The organism is Halorubrum sp. Eb13 (genome assembly GCF_002252895.1).
GTDB lineage: Archaea > Halobacteriota > Halobacteria > Halobacteriales > Haloferacaceae > Halorubrum.
Genome location: NZ_NHPE01000088.1, coordinates 21,077 through 41,319, shown reverse-complemented (window position 1 = coordinate 41,319; position 20,243 = coordinate 21,077). Strand labels below are relative to the sequence as shown.

Here is a 20,243-nt window from a genome sequence, read left to right as displayed (position 1 = left end):
AACCACACCACATAATGGATTCTATCGTGGAGGACGCCATCGACGAAGCCGAGGAATCTCCGGCGGACGACGCCGGAGAGACCGGCGCCGGCGCGAACGATGCCACCGCCGGTGCTCCGCCGCAGTCCGGAACGATGACCGACGACGAGCTGCAGGACGTCTTACAGGACCTCCAGACGAACATCACGGTCGTCGGCTGCGGTGGGGCCGGGGGCAACACGGTCAACCGAATGACCGAGGAGGGGATCCACGGGGCGAAGCTGGTCGCGGCCAACACCGACGTCCAGCACCTCGTCAACATCGAGGCGGACACGAAGATCCTGATGGGCCAGCAGAAGACCCAGGGGCGCGGCGCCGGCTCCCTTCCGCAGGTCGGCGAGGAGGCCGCTATCGAGTCGCAAGAGGAGATCCAGGACGCGATCGACGGCTCCGACATGGTGTTCGTCACCGCCGGGCTCGGCGGGGGCACCGGCACGGGCTCCGCCCCCGTCGTCGCGAAGGCCGCCCGCGAGTCGGGCGCGCTCACCATCGCCATCGTCACGACCCCGTTCACCGCCGAGGGCGAAGTCCGCCGGACGAACGCCGAGGCGGGCCTCGAACGCCTCCGCGACGTGAGCGACACGGTCATCGTCGTCCCCAACGACCGCCTGCTCGACGCGGTCGGGAAGCTCCCGGTCCGACAGGCGTTCAAGGTGTCCGACGAGGTCCTCATGCGCTCGGTGAAGGGGATCACGGAGCTCATCACGATGCCCGGCCTGGTCAACCTCGACTTCGCCGACGTCCGCACGGTCATGGAGAAGGGCGGCGTCGCGATGATCGGCCTCGGCGAGTCCGACTCCGACTCGAAGGCGCAGGACTCCGTGAAGTCCGCGCTCCGGTCGCCGCTGCTCGACGTCGACATCTCCGGCGCGAACTCCGCGCTGGTCAACGTCACGGGCGGCACCGACATGTCCATCGAGGAGGCCGAGGGCGTCGTCGAGGAGATCTACGACCGGATCGACCCCGACGCGCGGATCATCTGGGGCACCTCCGTCGACGACGAGCTGGAGGGCGAGATGCGCACCATGATCGTCGTGACCGGCGTCGAGTCGCCGCAGATCTACGGTCGCAACGGCGAGCCGCCGGAGGGAGCGGCGGCGGAGATGGAAGACATCGACTACGTGGAGTGACGCGCCGCCGCGTCCAGTCCCGATAGCGTTCCTTCTCGCGGTTTCCCGCGATCCCGGCGGATCGCCCCGCATCAAAAGGTAAAAACCGTCTCGACTCAAACTCCGTCGTAACATGGACGTTCCGTACGACCTCAACAGCTACGTTCGCGTGCTGAAACTCGCGAGCACGCCGAGCACCGACGAGTTCCTCCAGGTGTCGAAGATCGCCGGCGCCGGCATCCTCCTCGTCGGCTTCATCGGCTTCCTGATGTTCGCGATCATGAGCCTCCTGCCGGGGGTCGGCGTCTGATGCCGATCTTCTCGGTCAAGACCACAGCGAGTCAGGAGCGCACCGTCGCGGACATGCTCGCGGAGAAGGAGATGCCGGAGATCCAGGCGGTCATCGCTCCCGACCAGCTCACGAGCTACGTGATGGTCGAGGCGACGGACGGCAGCGTGTTCGCCCGGATCCTCGACGAGATCCCGCACGCCCGCGGCGTCATCCAGGGCGGCGACGGACCGGCAGAGAGCCCCTTCTCCGAGGTGGAGCACTTCCTCTCGCCGACCCCCGACGTCGAGGGGATCGCCGAGGGCGACATCGTCGAGCTGATCGCCGGGCCGTTTAAAGGCGAGAAGGCCCGCGTCCAGCGCATCGACGAGGGGAAAGACCAGGTGACCGTCGAGCTGTACGAGGCGACGGTCCCGATCCCGGTCACCGTCCGCGGCGACCAGATCCGGGTGCTCGACTCCGACGAGCGCTGACCGGCCGGGTCGCGCTCGCTTTACCCAGCTCTCCTCTCACTCTTCGCCGCTCTCCTCCCCCTTTTCGGTCCCCGACTTCCCGACGGTCCGTCGGCAACGACAAGGGCTTTATTCGACGACGACCGACCGTTCGGTCATGTTCGGTCCCGGCGTGCCGGCGATCCTGAGCCTGGTCCCCGACACGTTCGCGTTCGCGTGGCTCGTCGCGATCCTCTTCGCCGCGTCGTGGCTGCTCGACAGCCGCGGGCTGGCCGCCGGTCGGTCGCTCGCGGCGGGCACCTGGGCGCTGTTCGGGCTCTTCTGGCTGACGACGGTGCCGTACTTCGCGTTCGAGCACCAGAGCTACGTCGAGTCGATCCTGGCGCTCGTCGGCGTCCCGGCGTGCATCTACGCCGGCTACCTGCTGTACAACGGCCGCGCCTCGCTGTTCACGCTCACGCGGGCCATCTCGATCATGCTGTTCATCTACCTCCCGTTCGAGACGATCCCGGCCTTCTCGCTCGCCGGCGTCGCGTTCCCCGAGCCGCGTCGGGTCCTCATCGAGGCCGTCGCGACCCAGACCGGGTTCCTCATCGACCTCCTCGGCTACGCGCCGGAGCGCGTGACGAGCTACGAGGGGTATAACGCGGCGTACGCGTGGACGCTCCCCGACGGTCACACGGTCACGATCCACGTCGTACTGGCGTGTACGGGGCTCGGCAGCATGGCCATCTTCGGCGGTCTCGTCGCCGCCGTGCAGGCGCCGCTCTCGCGCAAGCTCCGGGCGCTCGCGGTGTCGATCCCGCTCATCTACGTGCTCAACATCCTCCGGACGACGTTCATCTCCGTCGTGGCGGGCAACCAGTACATGCAGTGGCAGACCGACCTCGTGCTCGCGATGTTCGGCGCGAGCGACCCGTACCGGGTCTCTTTCCTCATCTCAGACCGGATCATGAGTCAGCTCCTCGCCGTCGTCGCGCTGATCGGGATCACGTTCCTCGCGGTGCGGGAGCTCCCGGAGCTGGCCGTCATCCTCGAGGACGTGCTCTACCTCCTCACGGGGGAGGAACACGACCTGACGAAGTCGCTGGACCTGCCGCGGGAGCCGACGAACCGCTGAGCCGACGACCCGCCGACGCCGACGCTCTCCCGCCGTCGACGTCGGGATCGGCACTGCGGCGCCGGCCGGACCGGCGGCGCGTCCCGCCGACATATATTCTAATATATAGCAAACTATAGCCGTACTCACGATATATCCCGCCGTATGAAACGACGGGACCGGCGGGTGCGGCGGCGACCTGATCGGCGAGGTGGTCGGTCGTGATCGACCCGGTCGATCCGTCGCCCTACCTCCAGAGCAACGTCGCGAAGCTCGTCTTGGCGACCCTCCTCGGGATGTTCCTCGGGCTGGAGCGCGAGTGGTCGCAGAAGTCGGCGGGCATCCGGACGTTCTCACTGATCAGCCTCGCGGCGGCGGTGTTCTCGGTGCTGGGCGAGCCGGGGCTACTCGTCGTCGGTGGGGCGCTGATCGTCGCCAGCGCGGTTCTCCTGGCGGTTCGGAGCTTCGTCGAGGAGAAGGTCGACAGCCTCTCGCTCACCACGTCAGTGTCGATGCTCGTCACGTACGGGGTGGGCGTCCTCGTCGCTCAAGCGCTCTTCATCGAGGCGGTGACGGTGGCGGTGCTCTCCTCGCTGCTCCTCGTGTTGAAGCGGGAGCTCCACCAGTTCGCGTGGGGGCTCTCCCGCGAGGAGGTCCGCAGCGCGGTGGAGTTCACCATCCTCGCGTTCGTCGTCTTCCCCCTGCTCCCGGCCGAGACGATCGACCCGTGGGGGGCGGTTCAGCCGCGACTCATCTGGTCGCTCGTCGTCGCGGTCAGCGCCATCGGCTTCGTCAACTACGTGCTCGTGAAGCGGTACCAGGGGCGCGGCTACGCGGTGACCGGCTTCTTCGGCGGGCTCGTGAACTCGACGGCGGTGGTCGCGGAGATGGCGAAGCGCGCGAAGGGGCGGGCGGACCTGCTCGACCTCGCGGTCGGGTCGATCCTGCTGGCGAACGCCGCGATGGCGCTCCGGAACGCCGCGGTCGTCGCCGCCTTCGTCCCGGAGGCCGCTTTGGTGGTCGGTGCGCCGCTCGGCGCGGTCACCGTCGCCGGCGTCCTGATCGCCGTGTGGCGCAGCGACTGGCGGACGACGATGGAGGCGGAGCTCACCTCCCCCTTCAGCCTGCGGAACGCCCTGACGTTCGGCGCGCTGTTCCTCGCGGTGCTGCTCGCCTCCGCCGGCGCGGAACGGGCCTTCGGCGCGGCCGGATTCGTCGCCACCTCGTTCCTCGCCGGGCTCGTCTCCTCCGGGACCGCGACGACGACCGCCGTCTCGCTGCTCGGGACCGGACAGATAACGGTCGACACCGCGGTCACGGGGGTCGTCGCCGGCACGGCCGCGAGCATCTTCGTCAAGACCGCGTTCGCGGCGAGCATCGCCCGGGATCTGGTCCGCCCGGTGCTGATCTGGAACCTCGTGCTGATCGCGGTCGGCGTCGCGGTCGGTGTTCCCCTGCTCCTGTTTTAAATCGGCGCGCGGCGGTTTCCGAGCGTCCCTCGACTCACGAGAGCTGCGCCGCCACGTCGGTCGACGAGACCATGCCGACGTAGTCATCGTCGACGACGGGGAGGTGTTTGACCCCGTACATCGTCATCATCGCCGCGACCTCCTCCATCATGAGGTCCGGCGTCACCGTTTCCACGTTCTCGGTCATCACGTCGCGAACGACGGATTCGTCTAGGTCGCGGCCGGCCGCGACGGCGCCGACGATGTCGCTCTGCGTGATGATACAGCCGCCCCCCGTCGTCACGACGAGCGCGCTGATGTCGTCGTCCGCCATCCGGCGCGCGGCCTCACGGAGCGGCTCGGTCCCCCCGATCGTCTCTAGCGGCGTCGACATGACCTCACTGACGCGGGTCCGGTCGTTCAGATCCATACCGTGTCGTGTGCTACCAGATCTGATTACTCTTCCGGTGCGATCTCCGCTCCCCCGTTCGACGGTCTCCGGGACGGGCGTCGGCGCGTCCGGGAAACGCGAGCGCGTTCGAACGAGCATATATACGCGTTCGCGCCCACATTGATCATATGTCGGGTATTCTCAGTTCGTTGAGGGACTTCGGGACGCGGTCGCTGCTTATCCACGCCATCATGTCGGTGACGCTCCCGGTGGGGTTCCTGATCGGTCTCACCGTGGACTCGCAGCTCGGGCTGGTGTCGTTCGTCGCGCTGTTGAACTTCACCGCGGGAATGTGGATCTGCCAGTCGATCCACTCGCTCGGCTCGGAGGCGAACGAGGACGGATACGACGGCGTCATCAACGAGATCAGAGCTTATGTCAAGTGACGACGGGATCGACGCCGCGCGGTTCGGGCGTCTCCTGTTGCTCATCGGGTTCGTCACGGCGGTCTCGCTGCTGACGTCCGCACAGGTCCTCCCGGGCGATCTGTTCTCCGTCGCCGTCGTCGCCATCGGGAGCGTCGCGCTCGTCACCGCGATAATCGGCTTCCTGATCGCGGCGGGGGCGACGTACGACGACCAGGTGAAGGCGTCGGGTCGCTAGCCGGCCGAGCGGCCGAGCCGCTCACTGACCGAGCCACCGAGTCGCTCACTGACCGAGCGACGCCTCGCCTCGGGGCTCACCGTCGTTCCGAAAGGTACGCCGTGAGGTCGGTCGTCGAGAGCATCCCGACCAACCGGTCGTCCCCGTCGACCACCGGTAAGTGCGTGTACCCCCGGCTCGTCGGGTCGGCGAGCTCCTCGACGGGGTCGTCGGGCGAGACGGTGACGACGTCCGTCGTCATGAACGTCTCAACGGAGGTCTCGTCCTCCGGGTCGTTCCGACGGACGAGCGAGACGAAATCAGTCGCGGTGATCAGCCCCGCGAGGCGCCCGTCGTCGACGACGAGCACGGAGCTCACTCCCGTCTCCAACATGCGCTTCGCCGCGTCCGCGGCGGCCGCTCCTCGGGGGATCGTGACGAGTTCGGTCGACATGAGCCGCTCGGCGGGCACGTCTGTCATGATCTTTGATAACGCGGGACAGGAATATCAAACGACCGGTCGGCGGACGGCGACCCCGCTCACTCCTCGACGAGCTCCGGCGGGGCGCCGGCGAGCCCGGCCAGCGCGTCGGCCTCGACGTGGTGGAGGTCGCCGGGGATCACGAGGAGGTGGAGCGGGTCGCCGAACTCCCGCTCGGAAAGCGCGCTCAGCCGGTCGGCGGCGACCACCGGTTCGGGCGAGCCCGCGCGAGCGACGACGACGGCCAGTTCGTCGCGCCAGCCGTCTGCGAGCAGCCCGGCGGCGACGTCGGCGGTCATGTACTCCTCGTGGTCCGGGTCGGGGCCGGTCGGCCCGGTGCCCATCTTGATGTCGAGGTAGACGACGGTGTGGAGGCCGCGCTCGCGGTTCGCCTCGATCGTCTCGACCACGCTCCCGGGGACGTCGTCGCCGCCGTGAGCGTACGGGAACGGGAGCGTCGTCGCCTTCCCGAACCGGTAGTTCTGGAGCCCGGTGAGACTCGACGCGGCCGACTGAGCGGTCACCCCGTGGATCACGCGCGTCTCGATCCCCCGCTCCTCGGCTCGCAGCCGGAGGTCCGTGTGCGTCGTCGAGATCATCGTGTCGCCGGCGGTACAGAAGGCGACGTCGCCCTCGGCGGCGGCCGAGAGGATCGCCTCCGGGTCGCGCTCGACCCCCTCCCGCGGCCGGACCTCGATCTCGACGTCGTGGTACGCCTCCAACTCATCGACGTCGGCGCCGACCAGCCGGCTGGTGTAGAACTCGGCGAAGACGCGGTCGGCGGCGCGCAGCGCCTCGCGCCCCTCGACGGTGACCGACCGTTCGTCGTAGAGTCCGAGCCCAATGAACGTGAGCATGTCCGCCGTCAGGCGGGCGGCGAGTAAAAGGGCGCGGAACCGAAGTCTCGCGAGTCCGCCTCCCCCCGACCTAAAGGTCTTTCATGATTGTTGCTTGTGATTCCATAGCAAGCCCTAAGAGGTAACCACCACAACCACAGAGTACGAGGCCCTCACGGGCAACCATACCACTATGACTGACGACGAACTCATCTGGCGGATATCGGGGGGATCCGGCGACGGGATCGCTTCGACGAGCCAGAACTTCGCAAAGGCCTTGATGCGATCGGGGCTCAACGTGTTCACGCATCGCCACTATCCGTCCCGTATCCGCGGCGGCCACACGTACACCGAGGTCCGCGCGTCGGCGGACCCGGTGCAGTCCCGCGGCGACGGCTATAACTTCCTGCTGGCGCTCGGCGACTCGTTCGCCCGGAACCCGCAGGAGGAGGCCGTCTACGGGAACGAAGAGATCAAACCGCTCTCGGAGAACCTGGACGAACTCCGCGAGGGCGGCGTCATCGTCTACGACGAGGGGCTGTTAGACGCCTCCGAGATCCCGAACTTCGACGAGCGGGCCGAGGAGAACGACTGGCACGTATACCCCCTCGACCTCCGCGGGCTCGCCCGCGACATGGGTCGCGAGGTCATGCGCAACACCGCCGGCGTCGGCGCCACCTGCGCGCTGACCGGCATGGACCTCGACCACGTCCAGGACCTCATGCGCGACGCGATGCCGGAGAAGATCCTCGACCCGAACCTGGAGATCCTCCAGACCGCCTACGACCAGGTGCGAGAGGAGTACGACGTCGACGCACCCGACGTCAGCGTCCCGATCGGCGAACACGACGAGACGCAGCTGCTCATGTCCGGGTCGGACGCCATCTCCTACGGCGCCATCGACGAGGGCTGTCGGTTCATCGCCGGCTACCCGATGACGCCGTGGACCGAAGTGTTCACCATCATGAGCAACAACCTGCCGAAGCTCGGCGGGATCTCCGAGCAGGTCGAAGACGAGATCGCGGCGGCCGCGCTCGCGGTCGGCGCCTCGCACGCCGGCGTGAAGGCCATGTCCGGCTCCTCCGGCGGCGGGTTCGCGCTGATGTCCGAGCCACTCGGGCTCGCTGAGATGACGGAGACGCCCGTCGTCCTCGTCGAGGCTATGCGCGCCGGGCCCTCGACCGGGATGCCGACGAAGCCCGAGCAGTCCGACCTCGAACACGTCCTGTACACCTCGCAGGGCGACTCCCAGCGCGTCGTCCTCGCGCCGGGGACGGTCGAGGAGGCGTACGAGCAGTCGCGGATCGCCTTCCGGCTGGCCTACGAGTACCAGATCCCGTCGATCCTGCTGTACGACCAGAAGCTCGGCGGCGAGATGACGAACGTCCCCAAGAGCCACTTCGACCGCGAGCCGAACCCGACGCTCGGGAAGACCCTGAGCGAGGACGCGCTGGCGGAGGAGCCGCACTCGGCCGACGGGAAGTTCCACCGGTTCCAGCACGACGTCGAGGACGGCGTCTCCCCGCGGTCGATCCCCGGCCAGAAGGGCGGTCGCTTCCTCGCGACCGGCAACGAACACGACCCGACCGGGCACATCGCCGAGTCGCCGGACAACCGCGTCGCGCAGATCGACCGCCGGACCCAGAAGCTGGAGGCGATCCGCGCCGACCTCGACACGGTCGACACGGGCTCGTACGCCGGCCCCGACGACGCCCAGTACGGCATCCTCACCTTCGGGAGCCAGCAGGGCACCGTCGAGGAGGCCGTCGGTCGCCTCAACGACGCCGGTATATCGGTGAAATCGTACGGCGTCTCCGACATGCTTCCGTTCCCGACCGACCAGGTCGAGGAGTTCGTCCAGAGCGTCGACGAGGTGCTCGTCGTCGAGATGACCGCCTCGGGACAGTTCCGCGGGCTCATCCAGAAGCACCTCGGCCGCTACGGCGAGCGGCTGTCGAGTCTGCTGAAGTACAACGGGAACCCGTTCGAGCCGGCGGAGATCGTCGACGGGTTCGAGGCAGCGATCGTCGAGGGCGACGGCGACGCGTCCGGCCATCAGACCACCTTCGTCCCAGCCGCAGGTGACTAACCAATGAGCACGTTTTCAGCGATCGGAGAGGAGCGAGAGATCGACCGCGACGAGTACACCCCCGGCGTGGAGCCGCAGCCGACCTGGTGTCCGGGCTGCGGTGACTTCAGCGTCCTGAAGGCGCTCAAGCAGGCGCTTCCGGAGGTCGGGCGCACGCCCGAGGAGACCCTGCTGTGCACCGGGATCGGCTGTTCGGGCAAGCTGAACAGCTACCTCGACACGTACGGGTTCCACACGATCCACGGGCGTTCCCTGCCCGTGGCCCGCGCCGCGAAGCTCGCGAACCCCGACCTCGAAGTCATCGCCGCCGGCGGCGACGGCGACGGCTACGGGATCGGCGGGAACCACTTCATCCACACGGCCCGGGAGAACCACGACATGACGTACATCGTCTTCAACAACGAGATCTTCGGGCTCACGAAGGGCCAGACCTCGCCCACCAGCCCGAAGGGCCACAAGTCGAAGACGCAGCCGTCCGGCAGCGCCAAGGAGCCGCTCAAGCCGCTTTCGATGTCGCTGAACGCCGGCGCCTCCTACGTCGCCCGCACGGCCGCGGTCAACCCCAACCAGGCGAAGGAGATCATCATCGAGGCGATCGAGCACGACGGCTTCGCGCACGTCGACTTCCTCACCCAGTGTCCGACTTGGAACAAGGACGCGCGCCAGTACGTCCCGTACATCGACGTCAACGAGTCCGACGACTACGACTTCGACCCGACGGACCGCGTCGAGGCCGCGGAGATGATGCGCGAGACCGAGGAGTCGCTGTACGAGGGGAAGGTCCTCACCGGCCGCTACTACGTCGACGAGGACCGCCCGTCCTACGGCGCGGAGAAGCAGGCGATCGGCGAGATTCCCGAGGAGCCGCTGGCGGAGCGCTACTGGGACGACGAGTACGAGTGGGAGCGCTCGCACGACCAGTTCCTCGACAAGCACGCCTGAATCGGCCGTAGGAACCTGTCTACGGCCGATTTGGCCGTAGTTCGTCGTCCGTTCGTCTCGTTTTTCGGTTCGCAAGGTATTTTTTCCGTGGTGACAAAGAGTCGGGTATGAGTACGGTATCGACCGAAGAACGGATCCTGTCGGTGTTAGAGGAGGACGCACAGGCCTCCTGCGCGGAGATCGCCGACCGAGCCGACGTCTCGAAGCCGACGGTGCGGAAGTACATCGACCGCCTCGAAGAGAAAGGCGTGATCGTCGGCTACTCGGCGGAGATCGACCCGAAGAAGCTCTCGTCGCAGTCGATCGCCATGGTCGGGATGGACGTCGACTCCGGCAAGTACGTCGGCGCGACCCGCGAGCTGAAAGAGCTCGACGAGGTGCAGGCGCTGTACACCTCCTCCGGTGACCACATGCTGATGGCCGAGGTCCGCGCCCGCGACGGCGACGAGCTCGGCGACGTCATCTCCGAGAAGCTGTTGGCGATCGACGGCGTCACCGCCGCGCACCCCTCCTTCCTGCAGGAACGGCTGAAGTAGCTCCGGACCGGGCGGCCGTCGCGGCACCGCGGCCGACGCTACCGATACGCGAGCGCGACGAGGAGGAGCGTTACGACGCTCCCGCCCAGCGCCGCGACGACGATCGACGCCTCGCTGGCTCCGAGGAGTACCCCGACGAGCGGGAGACAGAGCAGGAGGCCGGCCCATATCGCCGCGCCGCCGAGCCGCCGGGCTCGCTCGCGGCTCACGTCCGGCGTCGTCAGGAGGTCGCGCCGGTCGCGGTAGCGGACGAGCCACCCGAGCGCGACCGTTCCGACGGCGGCGACGCCGAGCGCGCCGACCGCGACGGTCCGATCGGGAACGCCCAGCGCGATCGCCGCGGCGAGGGCGACGAGGAACGCCCCGGTGCCCCCGAGCACGGCGGCGTTGGCCCGCGCGCCCGCATTGCCGGCGTCGTCCACCCCGTACAGGCGACGGAACCGGCTCGCGGGCCGGAGGCTGGCGAGGGCGACGAGCGCGAACGCGACACCGAGCGCGGCGAGGGTAATCAGACCGAGGTCGACGGAGGGCATTCAGTGACGACTCGAAACGGGTGCGGAGACCACTTAGTTCCGCGCCGCCGGCGTCACGCCAGCTCGCCCGCGTCGGCGACGACGACCGACTCGTCGCCGGCGGGGCCGCGGCGAGTGCCTCGGGGACTGAACCCGTGGGCGGCGAAGAACTCCTGTGCGCCCGGGCTGTCGGCGGGGACGCTCGCCCGAAGCGTGTCGACGTCGTGGCGACCCAGCGAGGACGCGACCCGCGAAAGGAGCTCGGCGGCGACGCCCTCTCCGGCGTGGCTCGGGTGGACCCACAGCGCGAGCAGCTCGGCTTCGGGCCCCTGCGCGTCGGGGTGCGCGATGGCGACGCCGACGGGGCCGTCGTCGTTCTCCATCAGGAACGACCACTCCGCCTCGGCGGCGGCCTCGCGGACGCCGGCGGCGGACACGTCCAAGAGCGGGGATCCGATGTCGTCGAAGACGGTCGCCTCGCGCGCTCGCGAGACCGCCGTTCGCAGCGCCTCCGCGTCGTCGGGCCGGGCCGCCCGGACATGCATAGATAACCATAAGTAAAGAACTCACCTATAGGTTTCGGGATGTGAATTGATACCACGCCAACGGCGGGACGAACGAAAAGCGCGATCAGTTCCGCGGCCGGTCCGTCTGCCGCGCGACTGACGGGCTCGAAACCGGCAGTTCCCCTACGCGACCGGCTCTATTCCGATCGTCACGACGACGTCCTCGACGTCCCACTCCTCGACGAGCCCGTCGGTCTCGGCGGCGTCGCTCGGCTCGTCGAGCCACTCGTCGGCGCGCACCTCGCCGGCGATCAGGTCGGCGTGCTCGTCGACGAAGCCGGCGATCCGGTCGTCGTCGACGGCGACGCCGACCCGGATCCGGGCCTCGACGTCGAGGTCGAGCTCCTTGCGCATCTCCTGAATCCGACGGATCACGTCGCGGGCGTACCCCTCCGACTCGATCTCGGGGGTGAGCGAGGTGTCGACGTAGACGGTGCCGCCGTCGAAGTCGACGCCGGAGACGTTCTCCGGGGGTTCGGCGACGTACTCGACCATCGCGTCGTCGAGGTCGACGGGCTCGCCGTCGACGGCCACCGCGCCGCCCTCGACCGCCGCGCGCGTCGCGCCCTGCACCGCGTCCATCACCTTCTGGGCGTCGGCGCCGAAGGCGGGACCGATCTCGGCCATCTGCGGCTCGGCGGTCTCGACGAGCTCGTCGAACGCGTCGGTGACGGTCACCTCGCGGGCGTTGACGCGCTCGCCGATCAGGTCGGACAGACGCTCGACGGCGGCGGTCACCTCGTCGTCGCCGCTCTCGACGACGACGCGCGGCACGGGCCAGCGGAGCTTCCGGCCCGCCTGCTGGCGGGCGTTCGCGGCGGCCTCCTCGACGTCGCGGAGGACGGCCACGTCGCGCTCCAGCTCGGGGTCGCGGAGCCCGTCGTCGGGCTCGGGGTAGTCGAGCTGGTGGACCGTGGTCGCCGAGCCGTCGAGCGTCTGGTACATCCGCTCGGTCAGGTACGGCGCGATCGGCGCGAGCAGCCGGATCACCTCGTCGAGGACGGTCGCGAGCGTCGCGTAGGCGCCCCGCTTCGAGGCGGAGTCCGCCTCCTCCCACATCCGGTCGCGGACGGCCTTCACGTAGAAGCGCGAGACGTCTTGGGTGACGAACTCGATCACCGCGTTGACCGCGTCGCTGACGCGGTAGTCGGCCCACGCCTCGGTCACCTCGGTCTCGACCGACTGGAGCCGGGAGAGCACCCACTCGTCGACGAGCTCCAGCTCGCCGTCGGCGAGGTCGGCCTCGGCGGGGTCGTAGCCGTCGAGCTCCATGTACTCCAGCGGGAAGCGGAACACGTTCCAGAGGATGTTGAGCTTCCCCTGCAGCTCGCCGAGCCCGTCCCACTCGAACGCGAGGTCGACCCCCTGCTGGTCGTGGGAGAGCAGGTAGGTGCGGAGCGGGTCGCGACCGGCGCGCTCGATCGCCTCTTCCGGGGTGACGATGTTGCCGACCGACTTCGACATCTTGCGCCCGTCCTCGTCGTTTGCGAAGCCGTGCATCAGCACCTCCTCGTAGGGGATCTCGCCGACCGCGGCGGTGCCCATGCCGAGCTGCGACCAGAACCAGCCGCGGGTCTGGTCGTGCGCCTCGACGATGAGGTCGGCGGGCCACAGCTCGTCGTGGGCCTCCTCCTCGGACGGGTAGCCGAGCGTGCCCCAGCTGGCGACCGACGAGTCGAGCCACACGTCGAACACGTCCTCGACGCGGCGGTACGTGACGCCGTCCTCGACGATGGTCAGGTCGTCGACAGCGGGGCGGTGGAGGTCGATCGCCTCGGGGTCGACGTCCTCCTCGACGCGCTCGGCGAGCTCCTCGCGGGTGCCGACCACGATCATGTCCTCGTCGAGGTTCCCCGCCTCGGCGTCGTCGGGCACCCAGATGGGGATCGGGACCCCCCAGTAGCGCTGGCGGGAGACGTTCCAGTCGGGGGCGTCCTCGATAAAGTCGCGGAACCGGTTGTCCCGCGCCCACTGCGGGTGCCACTCGGACTCCTCCATGTTGTCGAGGAGGTCCTCTTTCACGTCCGTGATCGAGATGAACCACTGGTCGGTGACCAGCTGGATGATCCCGGTGTCACAGCGCCAGCAGTGGCCGTAGCTGTGGTCGACGGTGCCGTGCGCGAGCATGTGGCCGTCGGCGACGAGGTCCTCGACGATGTCGTCGTTGGCGTCGCGCACGAACTGGCCCGCGTACTCGCCGGCCGCCTCGGTGAACTCGCCGTTGGGGCCGACCGGACAGTAGATATCGAGTCCCAGCTCCGTGCCGCGGTGGAAGTCCTCCTGACCGTGGCCCGGCGCGGAGTGGACGAGCCCGGTGCGGTCGGCCTCCACGTAGTCGGCGGCGTACACCCGCCCGGCGCCCTCGGAGTCGGGGTACTCGGCGACGTGGTCGGCGAGCGGGTGATCGTACGCCCAGCCGACGAGATCCTCGCCCGTCAGCTCGGCCTCGACCTCGTACTCCTCGTAGCGCCCCTCTCCGAGCACGTCCTCGACGCACTCTTCGGCGACGTAGAGCAGCTCCTCCTCGCCGTCCTTCTCGGCGCGGACGGCGTTGTACGCGAGCTCCTCGTCGACGGCGACGAAGGTGTTCGCGGGGATCGTCCACGGCGTCGTCGTCCAGATGACGAGGCTCCCCTCGCGGTCGGCGAGCGGGAACTTCACGTAGACGGAGGGGTCCTCGACGTCCTCGTACTCGACCTCGTTGTTGGCGAGCCCGGTCTCGCACCGCGGGCACTGCGAGATGGAGCGTTTCCCCTGCTCGACGAGCCCGTTGTCGGCGACCTCGGAGAACGCCCACCACGCGGCCTCCATGTACTCCGGCGAGATGGTCTCGTACGGGTCCTCCCAGTCCATCCAGACGCCGATGGACTTGAAGTCCTCGTCCATCGCCGCGCGGTTCTCTAAGGCGAACTCCTTGCACTTCTCGATGAACGCCTCCATCCCGTACTCCTCGATGTCCCGCTTGTTCTCGAAGCCGAGCTCCTCCTCGACTTTCACCTCGATCGGGAGCCCGTGCATGTCGTAGCCCGGTCGGTCGGTGACGCGGTGGCCGGTCATCCGCTTGTGGCGGATGATCGCGTCCTTCAGCGTCTTGTTCCACGCCGTGCCGAGGTGCATCTGCCCGGAGGTGTACGGCGGCCCGTCCACGAAGAAGAAGGGCGGGTCGTCGGCGTGCGCCTCCTTCGCCGCCTCGTAGGCGTCCACGTCGTCCCAGTAGTCGTCGACCGCCGACTCGACGTCCGCGGGCGCGTACTGGTCGTCGATCTGCTCCATATCCGTTGGTCTTCGCGCGCGTATTTGAATACGGCGGAGTCGGGGTCGCGGGCGGTCCGTCCGCGACGTCACTCCCGGCTCGACCGGCGCGAGGCACCGCGACCTCGCTCGTCGGTCAGAAGCGGGGAGTCCCCTCGAAATCGGGCACACGTCCGCGGTCAGAAACCGGTAAGCGGCCCATACCAATATATGACGGCAATGTTTAGTATGTCGTACATGAACGTCGCACGCTTGGTCCTCGTCGGAGCCGCGGTACTGCTCGTCGCGGTCGTCGCCACCGGCGGCGCGGTCGGTCAGGATCAGGTGACGCTCACCGTCTCGGTCGCCGACCAGGACGGCGACGCAGTCGGCGGGGCGACCGTCGAGGCCGAGTGGGAGACCGACTCGGGAGAGACGGGGACCGCGACGGGCACGACGGCGAGCAACGGGAACGTGCTCCTCGACGTCCCCGAGGGATCGAGCGTGGAGCTGGACGTGGACGACGACACCTACGTCAGAAACAGGCCGCTCGAGGTCGAGAACGCGAGCGCGGCGGAGATCGACCTCGGCGTCACCCGGAGCGGGACCGCGACGGTGACGGTCCTCGACGACCAGAATCGATCGCAGGCCGACGCGAGGGTGACCGTCCGCGAGGACGGGCGGTCCGTCGACCGCGGCGAGACCGGATCGGACGGGACCTACGAGACGGCTCGCCTCGAGCGGGGCACGTACAACGTCACGGTCGTGAAGCCGGGGTACTACGAGACGGAGCGCGAGGTCACGGTGTCGCTGAACACGGAGACGACGATCGCGATCGAGCGGGGGACCGTGACGCTCGACGTCCGCGCCCTCGACGACCACTTCGACCCGCCCGAGCCGATCGAGAGCGGGTCGGTCCGGGTGACGTCGTCGGTGTTCGAAGGGGAGGTGACCGTGACCGAGGGAACGGCCTCGCTCAACGTGCCCGTGAACGCGGCGTACACGGTCGAGGTCGTCACGGACGGGTACGACCCCTCGCCCGAGCGAGTCCGGGTGCGAGAGTCCCCGAGGAGCGTGAACGCCACGGCCCAGCGGACCCCCGCGCTGTCCGTCACCCCGGCGAACGACCGCGTGCTCGTCGGCGAGACGACGCGCGTGACCGTGCTGAACGCGTACGACGAGCCGGTGGCCGGCGCCACGGTCGAGGTCGACGGCGAGGACGTCGGCGAGACCGACGCCCGCGGGGAGATCGAGGTGCCGATCTCGTTCGCCGGAGACCGGACGATCGTCGCGAGCGACGGGGGCGTCGAGTCCGACCCGGCGACGGTCGAGGGCGTCGAGACCGCGGACGAGGCCGATCCGAGCGCGAACGGTTCGAACGATACCGGAGACGACGGCTCCGGCGACACCGACGACGGCGCTCCCGGCTTCGGCGTCGTCGCCGCGGTCCTCGCGCTCCTCGCCGCGGCCGTCGCCGCGGGTCGGTATCGCGGTCGCTGAGCGGGGAGAGACACGCCGAACCCTCCGGCCGCGGTCAGGCCGGCCGAAATCGGACCCTCCGCCCGGTCACCACGCCGAGCGCAACACGCCCTCGATCGCCTCCGGCGTCGCGTCGAGTTCCTCGGGCGCCCGGTCCATACACCAGTCGTCGGCGACGTACTCGGCGATCGCGGGGAGATCGCCCTCCGCCGTCGCCGGCAGATCGCGGAGGCGCTCGGGCACCGGTAGCGCGCCGCGGATCGCGGCGACGGCGTCGACGACGTCCTCCGCGATCGCGTCGTCGCCGCGACCGTCGACCTCGACGCCGAGCCCGGCGGCGAGCGCCCGGCGGCTCGCGTCGACCTCGTCGAAGAGGTACGCGAGGACGTGGGGGGCGACGGCCGCGTGGACGTCGCCCTGCTGGACGTCGTAGTGGCGCGCGAACCCGTGGCCGAACGCGTGTATCACCGAGATCCGGCGGTCGAGCTGGACGAGCAGCGCGCCGACCACGGCCCGGTCCGCGGCGGCCTCGGTCTCCGGCCGATCGCCGGCGACCCGCGGGAGCGAGTCGGAGAGGAGCCGTAGCCCGTGGACCGCGGCCGCGTCGCTCACGGGCGTCGCGTCCCGCGCGTACGGCGTCTCGATCCCCTTGTCGAAGCCGTTCATCGCCGACCCCGCGAGCGCCGACGACGGCGTCGTCTCGAACAGCGCCGGGTCGGCGAGGTCGACGACCGGCATCGGTCCGTCGCCGCTGACGGTCAGCGGCTGGCCCGTGGGCGACTCGTCGGCCGGGAGCACCTCCAGCGAGCCGCCCGTCGAGAGGTCCGCGCCGGCGAACGTCGTCGGGATCACCACGACCGGGAGCAAGGGGTCGGACCCGGGCGCGAGCGACCCGAGCGCGTCGGGGCCTTCCGCCGCGTCGTCGCGGAGCTCGGCGAGGTCGCGGTCGTCGACGTCGAGTAGCGCCGCCTGCCGGGCGATATCGAGGCTGCTGCCGCCGCCGACCGCGACGAGGGTATCCGCGCCCACCTCGGCCCGCTTGTCGAGGAGGTCGTACGCCGTCTCGACGCGCTTGTCGGGGGTCGTCCCGTCGAAGACGCCGGCGAGTCGGTCGTCGAGCCCCCCGCGGATCCGGTCCATCAGGTCGTCGTTGGCGCCGACGTTGGCGCCGCAGACGACGAGCGCGTCCCCCAGCCCCCGGTCGGCGAGGACCGCGCTCAGCTCGCTCGCGCGACCGCGTCCGTACAGGATCTCACAGCCGCGGTAGTCGTGCTCGAAGGAGTCCGCGATCGGTAGCATCGCGAGTCGGTACGGCAGGCGGCCGCTTGTAGCTGTGGGCCCGGGCGACGCGCCGGCGGGGTCGGCGACGGACCGACGGCGCCCCTCGCGGTCTCCCAAAGAGCCAACCCGCTGCGGGTCGGAGTCTCAGGCCGGTCGCCCGCCCGACACACCATGCGCCGGTTCCCACCGCTCCCGGACCTCGACGACGCGGACCCGCCCGACGGCCTCCTCGAGGGCCACCTCTGGCTCCTCGAACTGATCGACGGAACGGGGCTCCGGTTCCGCATGGACGAGTCCGGACTCCTCCGGTTCGGCGGTCCGGAGGCGGTGTACGACGACCTCGACGCGGTCCCGCCCGCGGTCCGACCCGCGGTCCGGCACGCCCGCGATCGGTTCGACCGCGAGGCGCTCCGGCGGGCCGTCGCCGACCCCGCCGGCGTGACGTTCTTCGGGGTCGCCACCCACCGCTGCGGGACCGACTACGACTGGGACCGGATCCCGCCGTTCCTCGGCACCGACGTGTGGACGGGCGCGGACGGAGAGCGCGAGGGGAACGGAGAGAGTGGGGGTGACAGAGAGCGCGGGGGGAACGGAGAGAGTGGGGGTGACAGAGTGCGCGAGGGGAACGGAGAGAGTCAGGAGGACGGGGCGTTCCGGCCGCCGGACGCCGCCGCGGCGATCTTCGAGGGGGTCGGGCTCGCCCCGGTAAACGCGGTGGCGCGCGAGGTGAACGCGCGCGACTTCGACCCCGAGGGATACGCGGTCCCGGCGTCGGCGTGGCGCGACGGCCCGGCGGCCGGCGTCGTCGTCCGGAACAAGCGCGGCGGACGCGTGAAGATCTCGAGGGGGCCGAGCGACGACGGCGACGGCGCGGGAGACGGCCGCGCGAGAGACGACCGGGCCACGGACCCTCCCGACCCCGACGAACTCGCCGCGGTCCACGCCGGACGGGAGCGGTTCGACCGGGTCGTCGCGGCCCTCGAACGGCGCGGAGAGCCGGTGACGGTCGACCGGCTCGCGGACCTGACCGTTGAGGCGGTCGCCCGGGAGACGCCCCTCCGGTTCGGGGACGGCGAGAGCGGTCCGGCCGGAGTCGACGTCGCCCGGTTCCGCGCGTCCGTCGTCGAGCGCGCGAGCGCGTTCCTCGACGAGCGCTGACGGATAGCAAGCGGAAGCCTCGCCCTTCAGGGCGGGGTCCAAGCGACAGCACAATGCCACAACCGACGTGCTACGATTCGTCTGGATGTTCCACCGCTTCCAATCCTGCTTCGATAATTTCTCGGTAGGCTTCTTCAAGACTCACGTCTTGATCTTCAGCGTAGTCTTTCACGCGGCCGTTCAGGGTGTGTGAAATGTTGATATTCGGTCGCATTGTTTGTGTCCAAAAGACATATAGACGTAGGACTACAAATGTCTGTTGTCGTGAGGCGAACCAACACGTTCGCGGTACGCCCGCTCTCCGACGACGACGAGCGGCTACTGTTGGATCTGTTGGACGCCTCTGCGAGCCTGTGGAACGAGCTCAATTACGAGCGTCGCCAGCAATTCTTCGACGGCGAATCAGTGTGGGACACTGCTGACTACCGCAAGCAGTATGTCGATGTGACCGGCTCTGGAACCGCACAGCAAGTGATCCGGAAAAACAAGTCTGCGTGGAACTCGTTTTTTGCCGCCCTAGACGACTGGCACAACGGCGACCGTGATGAACGTCCCTCGCCCCCCGGATACTGGGGCAACGAAGATGATGGACGAGAACTACGCACGTTCATCCGGAACGACTTGTATACACTGGAAACCGGCGATCGGTCACGAATCGAGATCCCAGTCGGGTCCGCTCTGAAGGACGAATACGACCACACTGGTCGCCTCCGTCTTGAAGTCGCTGGCGACCCGAAGTGGGACGGCGAACAAGGTCGTTTGGAGATACAGTACGACGAGATAGACGACACGTTCAGGGCTTTTCAGCCTGTTACCGTACCTGATTCACAACAGGATTCACCACTGGCTTCGGAAGAAGCCGCACTGGACGTGGGCGCAAACAATCTCATCGCCTGTACAACGACGACCGGCCAGCAGTACCTCTACGAGGGCCGCGACCTGTTTGATCGCTTCCGCGAGACGACCGACGAAATTGCCCGATTACAGTCGAAGCTCCGTGAGGGGCGATACAGTAGCAACCGAATTCGGCAGCTGTATCAGAAACGGACACGGCGGCGCGACCACGCACAGGAGGCACTAGCCCGGGACCTGATGGAACAGCTCTACGCCGACGGTGTCAAGACAGTGTACGTCGGCGACCTCACGGATGTTCTCTCGGCGCACTGGTGTGCTGAAGTGAACGCAAAGACTCACCAGTTCTGGGCCTTTCGGGCGTTCATCGATCGCTTATCGTACACAGCCGAGGAATACGGCATCAGTATTGAGGTGCAGTCAGAAGCCAATACAACCCGAACGTGCCCGGTGTGTGGCGAACAAGAGGGTACCGATCGCGACGGCGACGTGTTTCGATGTCCGTGCGGCCACGAAGCACACGCCGATCTGTGTGCGTCCCGGACATTCCTCGAACAGCAGGCTTGCGAACTCGAAGTTGGGTCGATGGCTCGGCCCGTGCGCCTCAAGTGGGACGACCACAACTGGTCAGAGACACCACACTCTCCCGAGAGGGAAAGTCCCAACGAGGAGCGCACAAACCAGAGTACCGGCAACGGGAAAGTTGCCTCCGTGGGTACGGCATAGCCAACATCCCACCGGAGGAATCCTCGCCCTTCAGGGCGGGGAGGAAGTCAAACGCGTCCCGGCGGGGCTGGCGGGGCGGAGTGAC

The 20,243-nt window shown here is 68.5% G+C and carries 20 protein-coding genes; 13 read left to right on the top strand and 7 right to left on the bottom strand.

Annotation, left to right across the window (positions count from 1 at the left end):
- The first annotated feature begins 14 nt into the window (after positions 1–14).
- The 5 genes from ftsZ to DJ75_RS11200 all read left to right on the top strand — a co-directional run bounded on the left by ftsZ (position 15) and on the right by DJ75_RS11200 (position 4,457).
- The gene (ftsZ, locus tag DJ75_RS11220; protein WP_094524554.1) at positions 15–1,169 is read left to right on the top strand and encodes a cell division protein FtsZ; all 1,155 of its coding nucleotides are present in this window, start codon (positions 15–17) and stop codon (positions 1,167–1,169) included.
- A 112-nt stretch (positions 1,170–1,281) separates the two neighbouring features.
- Positions 1,282–1,458, top strand: a complete 177-nt coding sequence (locus DJ75_RS11215; protein ID WP_092566712.1) for a protein translocase SEC61 complex subunit gamma — start codon at positions 1,282–1,284, stop codon at positions 1,456–1,458.
- Positions 1,458–1,910 (top strand): transcription elongation factor Spt5, encoded by a 453-nt coding sequence (locus DJ75_RS11210; protein ID WP_094524553.1) that lies wholly within the window; start codon positions 1,458–1,460, stop codon positions 1,908–1,910. The genes DJ75_RS11215 and DJ75_RS11210 overlap by 1 nt, the downstream gene beginning before the upstream one ends.
- Before the next feature lie 136 nt (positions 1,911–2,046).
- On the top strand, positions 2,047–3,009 hold the full coding sequence (artA, locus tag DJ75_RS11205; RefSeq protein WP_094524552.1) for an archaeosortase A: 963 nt from the start codon (positions 2,047–2,049) through the stop codon (positions 3,007–3,009).
- A gap of 200 nt (positions 3,010–3,209) precedes the next feature.
- Entirely contained in the window at positions 3,210–4,457 is a 1,248-nt protein-coding gene (locus DJ75_RS11200; RefSeq protein ID WP_094524551.1) for an MgtC/SapB family protein, read from the top strand.
- A 34-nt stretch (positions 4,458–4,491) separates the two neighbouring features.
- On the opposite strand, the gene DJ75_RS11195 is transcribed toward DJ75_RS11200, so the two are convergent.
- Positions 4,492–4,866, bottom strand: coding sequence for a CBS domain-containing protein (locus tag DJ75_RS11195; protein ID WP_094524550.1), 375 nt, complete (start codon positions 4,864–4,866; stop codon positions 4,492–4,494).
- A gap of 149 nt (positions 4,867–5,015) precedes the next feature.
- Here DJ75_RS11195 and DJ75_RS11190 point away from each other — a divergent pair, with 149 nt between their 5' ends.
- Positions 5,016–5,273, top strand: a complete 258-nt coding sequence (locus tag DJ75_RS11190; RefSeq protein ID WP_094524549.1) for a hypothetical protein — start codon at positions 5,016–5,018, stop codon at positions 5,271–5,273.
- Complete coding sequence (locus DJ75_RS11185) at positions 5,263–5,490, top strand: hypothetical protein (RefSeq protein ID WP_094524548.1); 228 nt, start codon at positions 5,263–5,265, stop codon at positions 5,488–5,490. The genes DJ75_RS11190 and DJ75_RS11185 overlap by 11 nt, the downstream gene beginning before the upstream one ends.
- 76 nt (positions 5,491–5,566) lie before the next feature.
- Here the strand turns inward: DJ75_RS11185 and DJ75_RS11180 are convergent, their stop codons facing one another.
- Entirely contained in the window at positions 5,567–5,950 is a 384-nt protein-coding gene (locus DJ75_RS11180) for a CBS domain-containing protein (RefSeq protein WP_094524547.1), read from the bottom strand.
- Between the two features lie 59 nt (positions 5,951–6,009).
- Positions 6,010–6,807: a diphthine synthase gene (gene dph5 / locus DJ75_RS11175; protein ID WP_094524546.1), complete on the bottom strand. Its 798-nt coding sequence runs from the start codon at positions 6,805–6,807 to the stop codon at positions 6,010–6,012.
- A gap of 172 nt (positions 6,808–6,979) precedes the next feature.
- Between dph5 and DJ75_RS11170 the strand changes: the two genes are divergently transcribed.
- The 3 genes from DJ75_RS11170 (at position 6,980) to lrpA1 (ending at position 10,353) form a co-directional block, all read left to right on the top strand.
- A complete protein-coding gene (locus DJ75_RS11170) occupies positions 6,980–8,875 on the top strand; it encodes a 2-oxoacid:acceptor oxidoreductase subunit alpha (RefSeq protein WP_094524545.1) in 1,896 nt (631 codons plus the stop codon).
- 3 nt (positions 8,876–8,878) lie between these two features.
- Positions 8,879–9,817, top strand: coding sequence for a thiamine pyrophosphate-dependent enzyme (locus tag DJ75_RS11165; RefSeq protein WP_094524544.1), 939 nt, complete (start codon positions 8,879–8,881; stop codon positions 9,815–9,817).
- Between the two features lie 107 nt (positions 9,818–9,924).
- Positions 9,925–10,353 (top strand): HTH-type transcriptional regulator LrpA1, encoded by a 429-nt coding sequence (gene lrpA1 / locus DJ75_RS11160; protein WP_094524543.1) that lies wholly within the window; start codon positions 9,925–9,927, stop codon positions 10,351–10,353.
- A 38-nt stretch (positions 10,354–10,391) separates the two neighbouring features.
- On the opposite strand, the gene DJ75_RS11155 is transcribed toward lrpA1, so the two are convergent.
- The 3 genes from DJ75_RS11155 to ileS all read right to left on the bottom strand — a co-directional run bounded on the left by DJ75_RS11155 (position 10,392) and on the right by ileS (position 14,704).
- Positions 10,392–10,886, bottom strand: a complete 495-nt coding sequence (locus tag DJ75_RS11155; RefSeq protein ID WP_094524542.1) for a hypothetical protein — start codon at positions 10,884–10,886, stop codon at positions 10,392–10,394.
- 53 nt (positions 10,887–10,939) lie between these two features.
- Positions 10,940–11,410 (bottom strand): GNAT family N-acetyltransferase, encoded by a 471-nt coding sequence (locus tag DJ75_RS11150; protein ID WP_094524541.1) that lies wholly within the window; start codon positions 11,408–11,410, stop codon positions 10,940–10,942.
- A 144-nt stretch (positions 11,411–11,554) separates the two neighbouring features.
- A complete protein-coding gene (gene ileS / locus DJ75_RS11145; protein WP_094524540.1) occupies positions 11,555–14,704 on the bottom strand; it encodes an isoleucine--tRNA ligase in 3,150 nt (1,049 codons plus the stop codon).
- Between the two features lie 216 nt (positions 14,705–14,920).
- On the opposite strand from ileS, the gene DJ75_RS11140 reads away from it, so the two are divergent.
- Positions 14,921–16,162 carry a carboxypeptidase-like regulatory domain-containing protein gene (locus DJ75_RS11140; RefSeq protein ID WP_094524539.1) on the top strand — a complete coding sequence of 414 codons (1,242 nt, stop codon included), beginning with the start codon at positions 14,921–14,923 and terminating at the stop codon, positions 16,160–16,162.
- A gap of 66 nt (positions 16,163–16,228) precedes the next feature.
- On the opposite strand, the gene DJ75_RS11135 is transcribed toward DJ75_RS11140, so the two are convergent.
- Entirely contained in the window at positions 16,229–17,440 is a 1,212-nt protein-coding gene (locus tag DJ75_RS11135; protein WP_094524538.1) for an iron-containing alcohol dehydrogenase family protein, read from the bottom strand.
- 153 nt (positions 17,441–17,593) lie between these two features.
- Here DJ75_RS11135 and DJ75_RS11130 point away from each other — a divergent pair, with 153 nt between their 5' ends.
- Both DJ75_RS11130 and DJ75_RS11125 read left to right on the top strand, forming a co-directional pair.
- On the top strand, positions 17,594–18,580 hold the full coding sequence (locus DJ75_RS11130; protein WP_094524537.1) for a hypothetical protein: 987 nt from the start codon (positions 17,594–17,596) through the stop codon (positions 18,578–18,580).
- A gap of 252 nt (positions 18,581–18,832) precedes the next feature.
- The gene (locus DJ75_RS11125; protein ID WP_094524536.1) at positions 18,833–20,158 is read left to right on the top strand and encodes an RNA-guided endonuclease TnpB family protein; all 1,326 of its coding nucleotides are present in this window, start codon (positions 18,833–18,835) and stop codon (positions 20,156–20,158) included.
- Positions 20,159–20,243 lie beyond the last annotated feature (85 nt).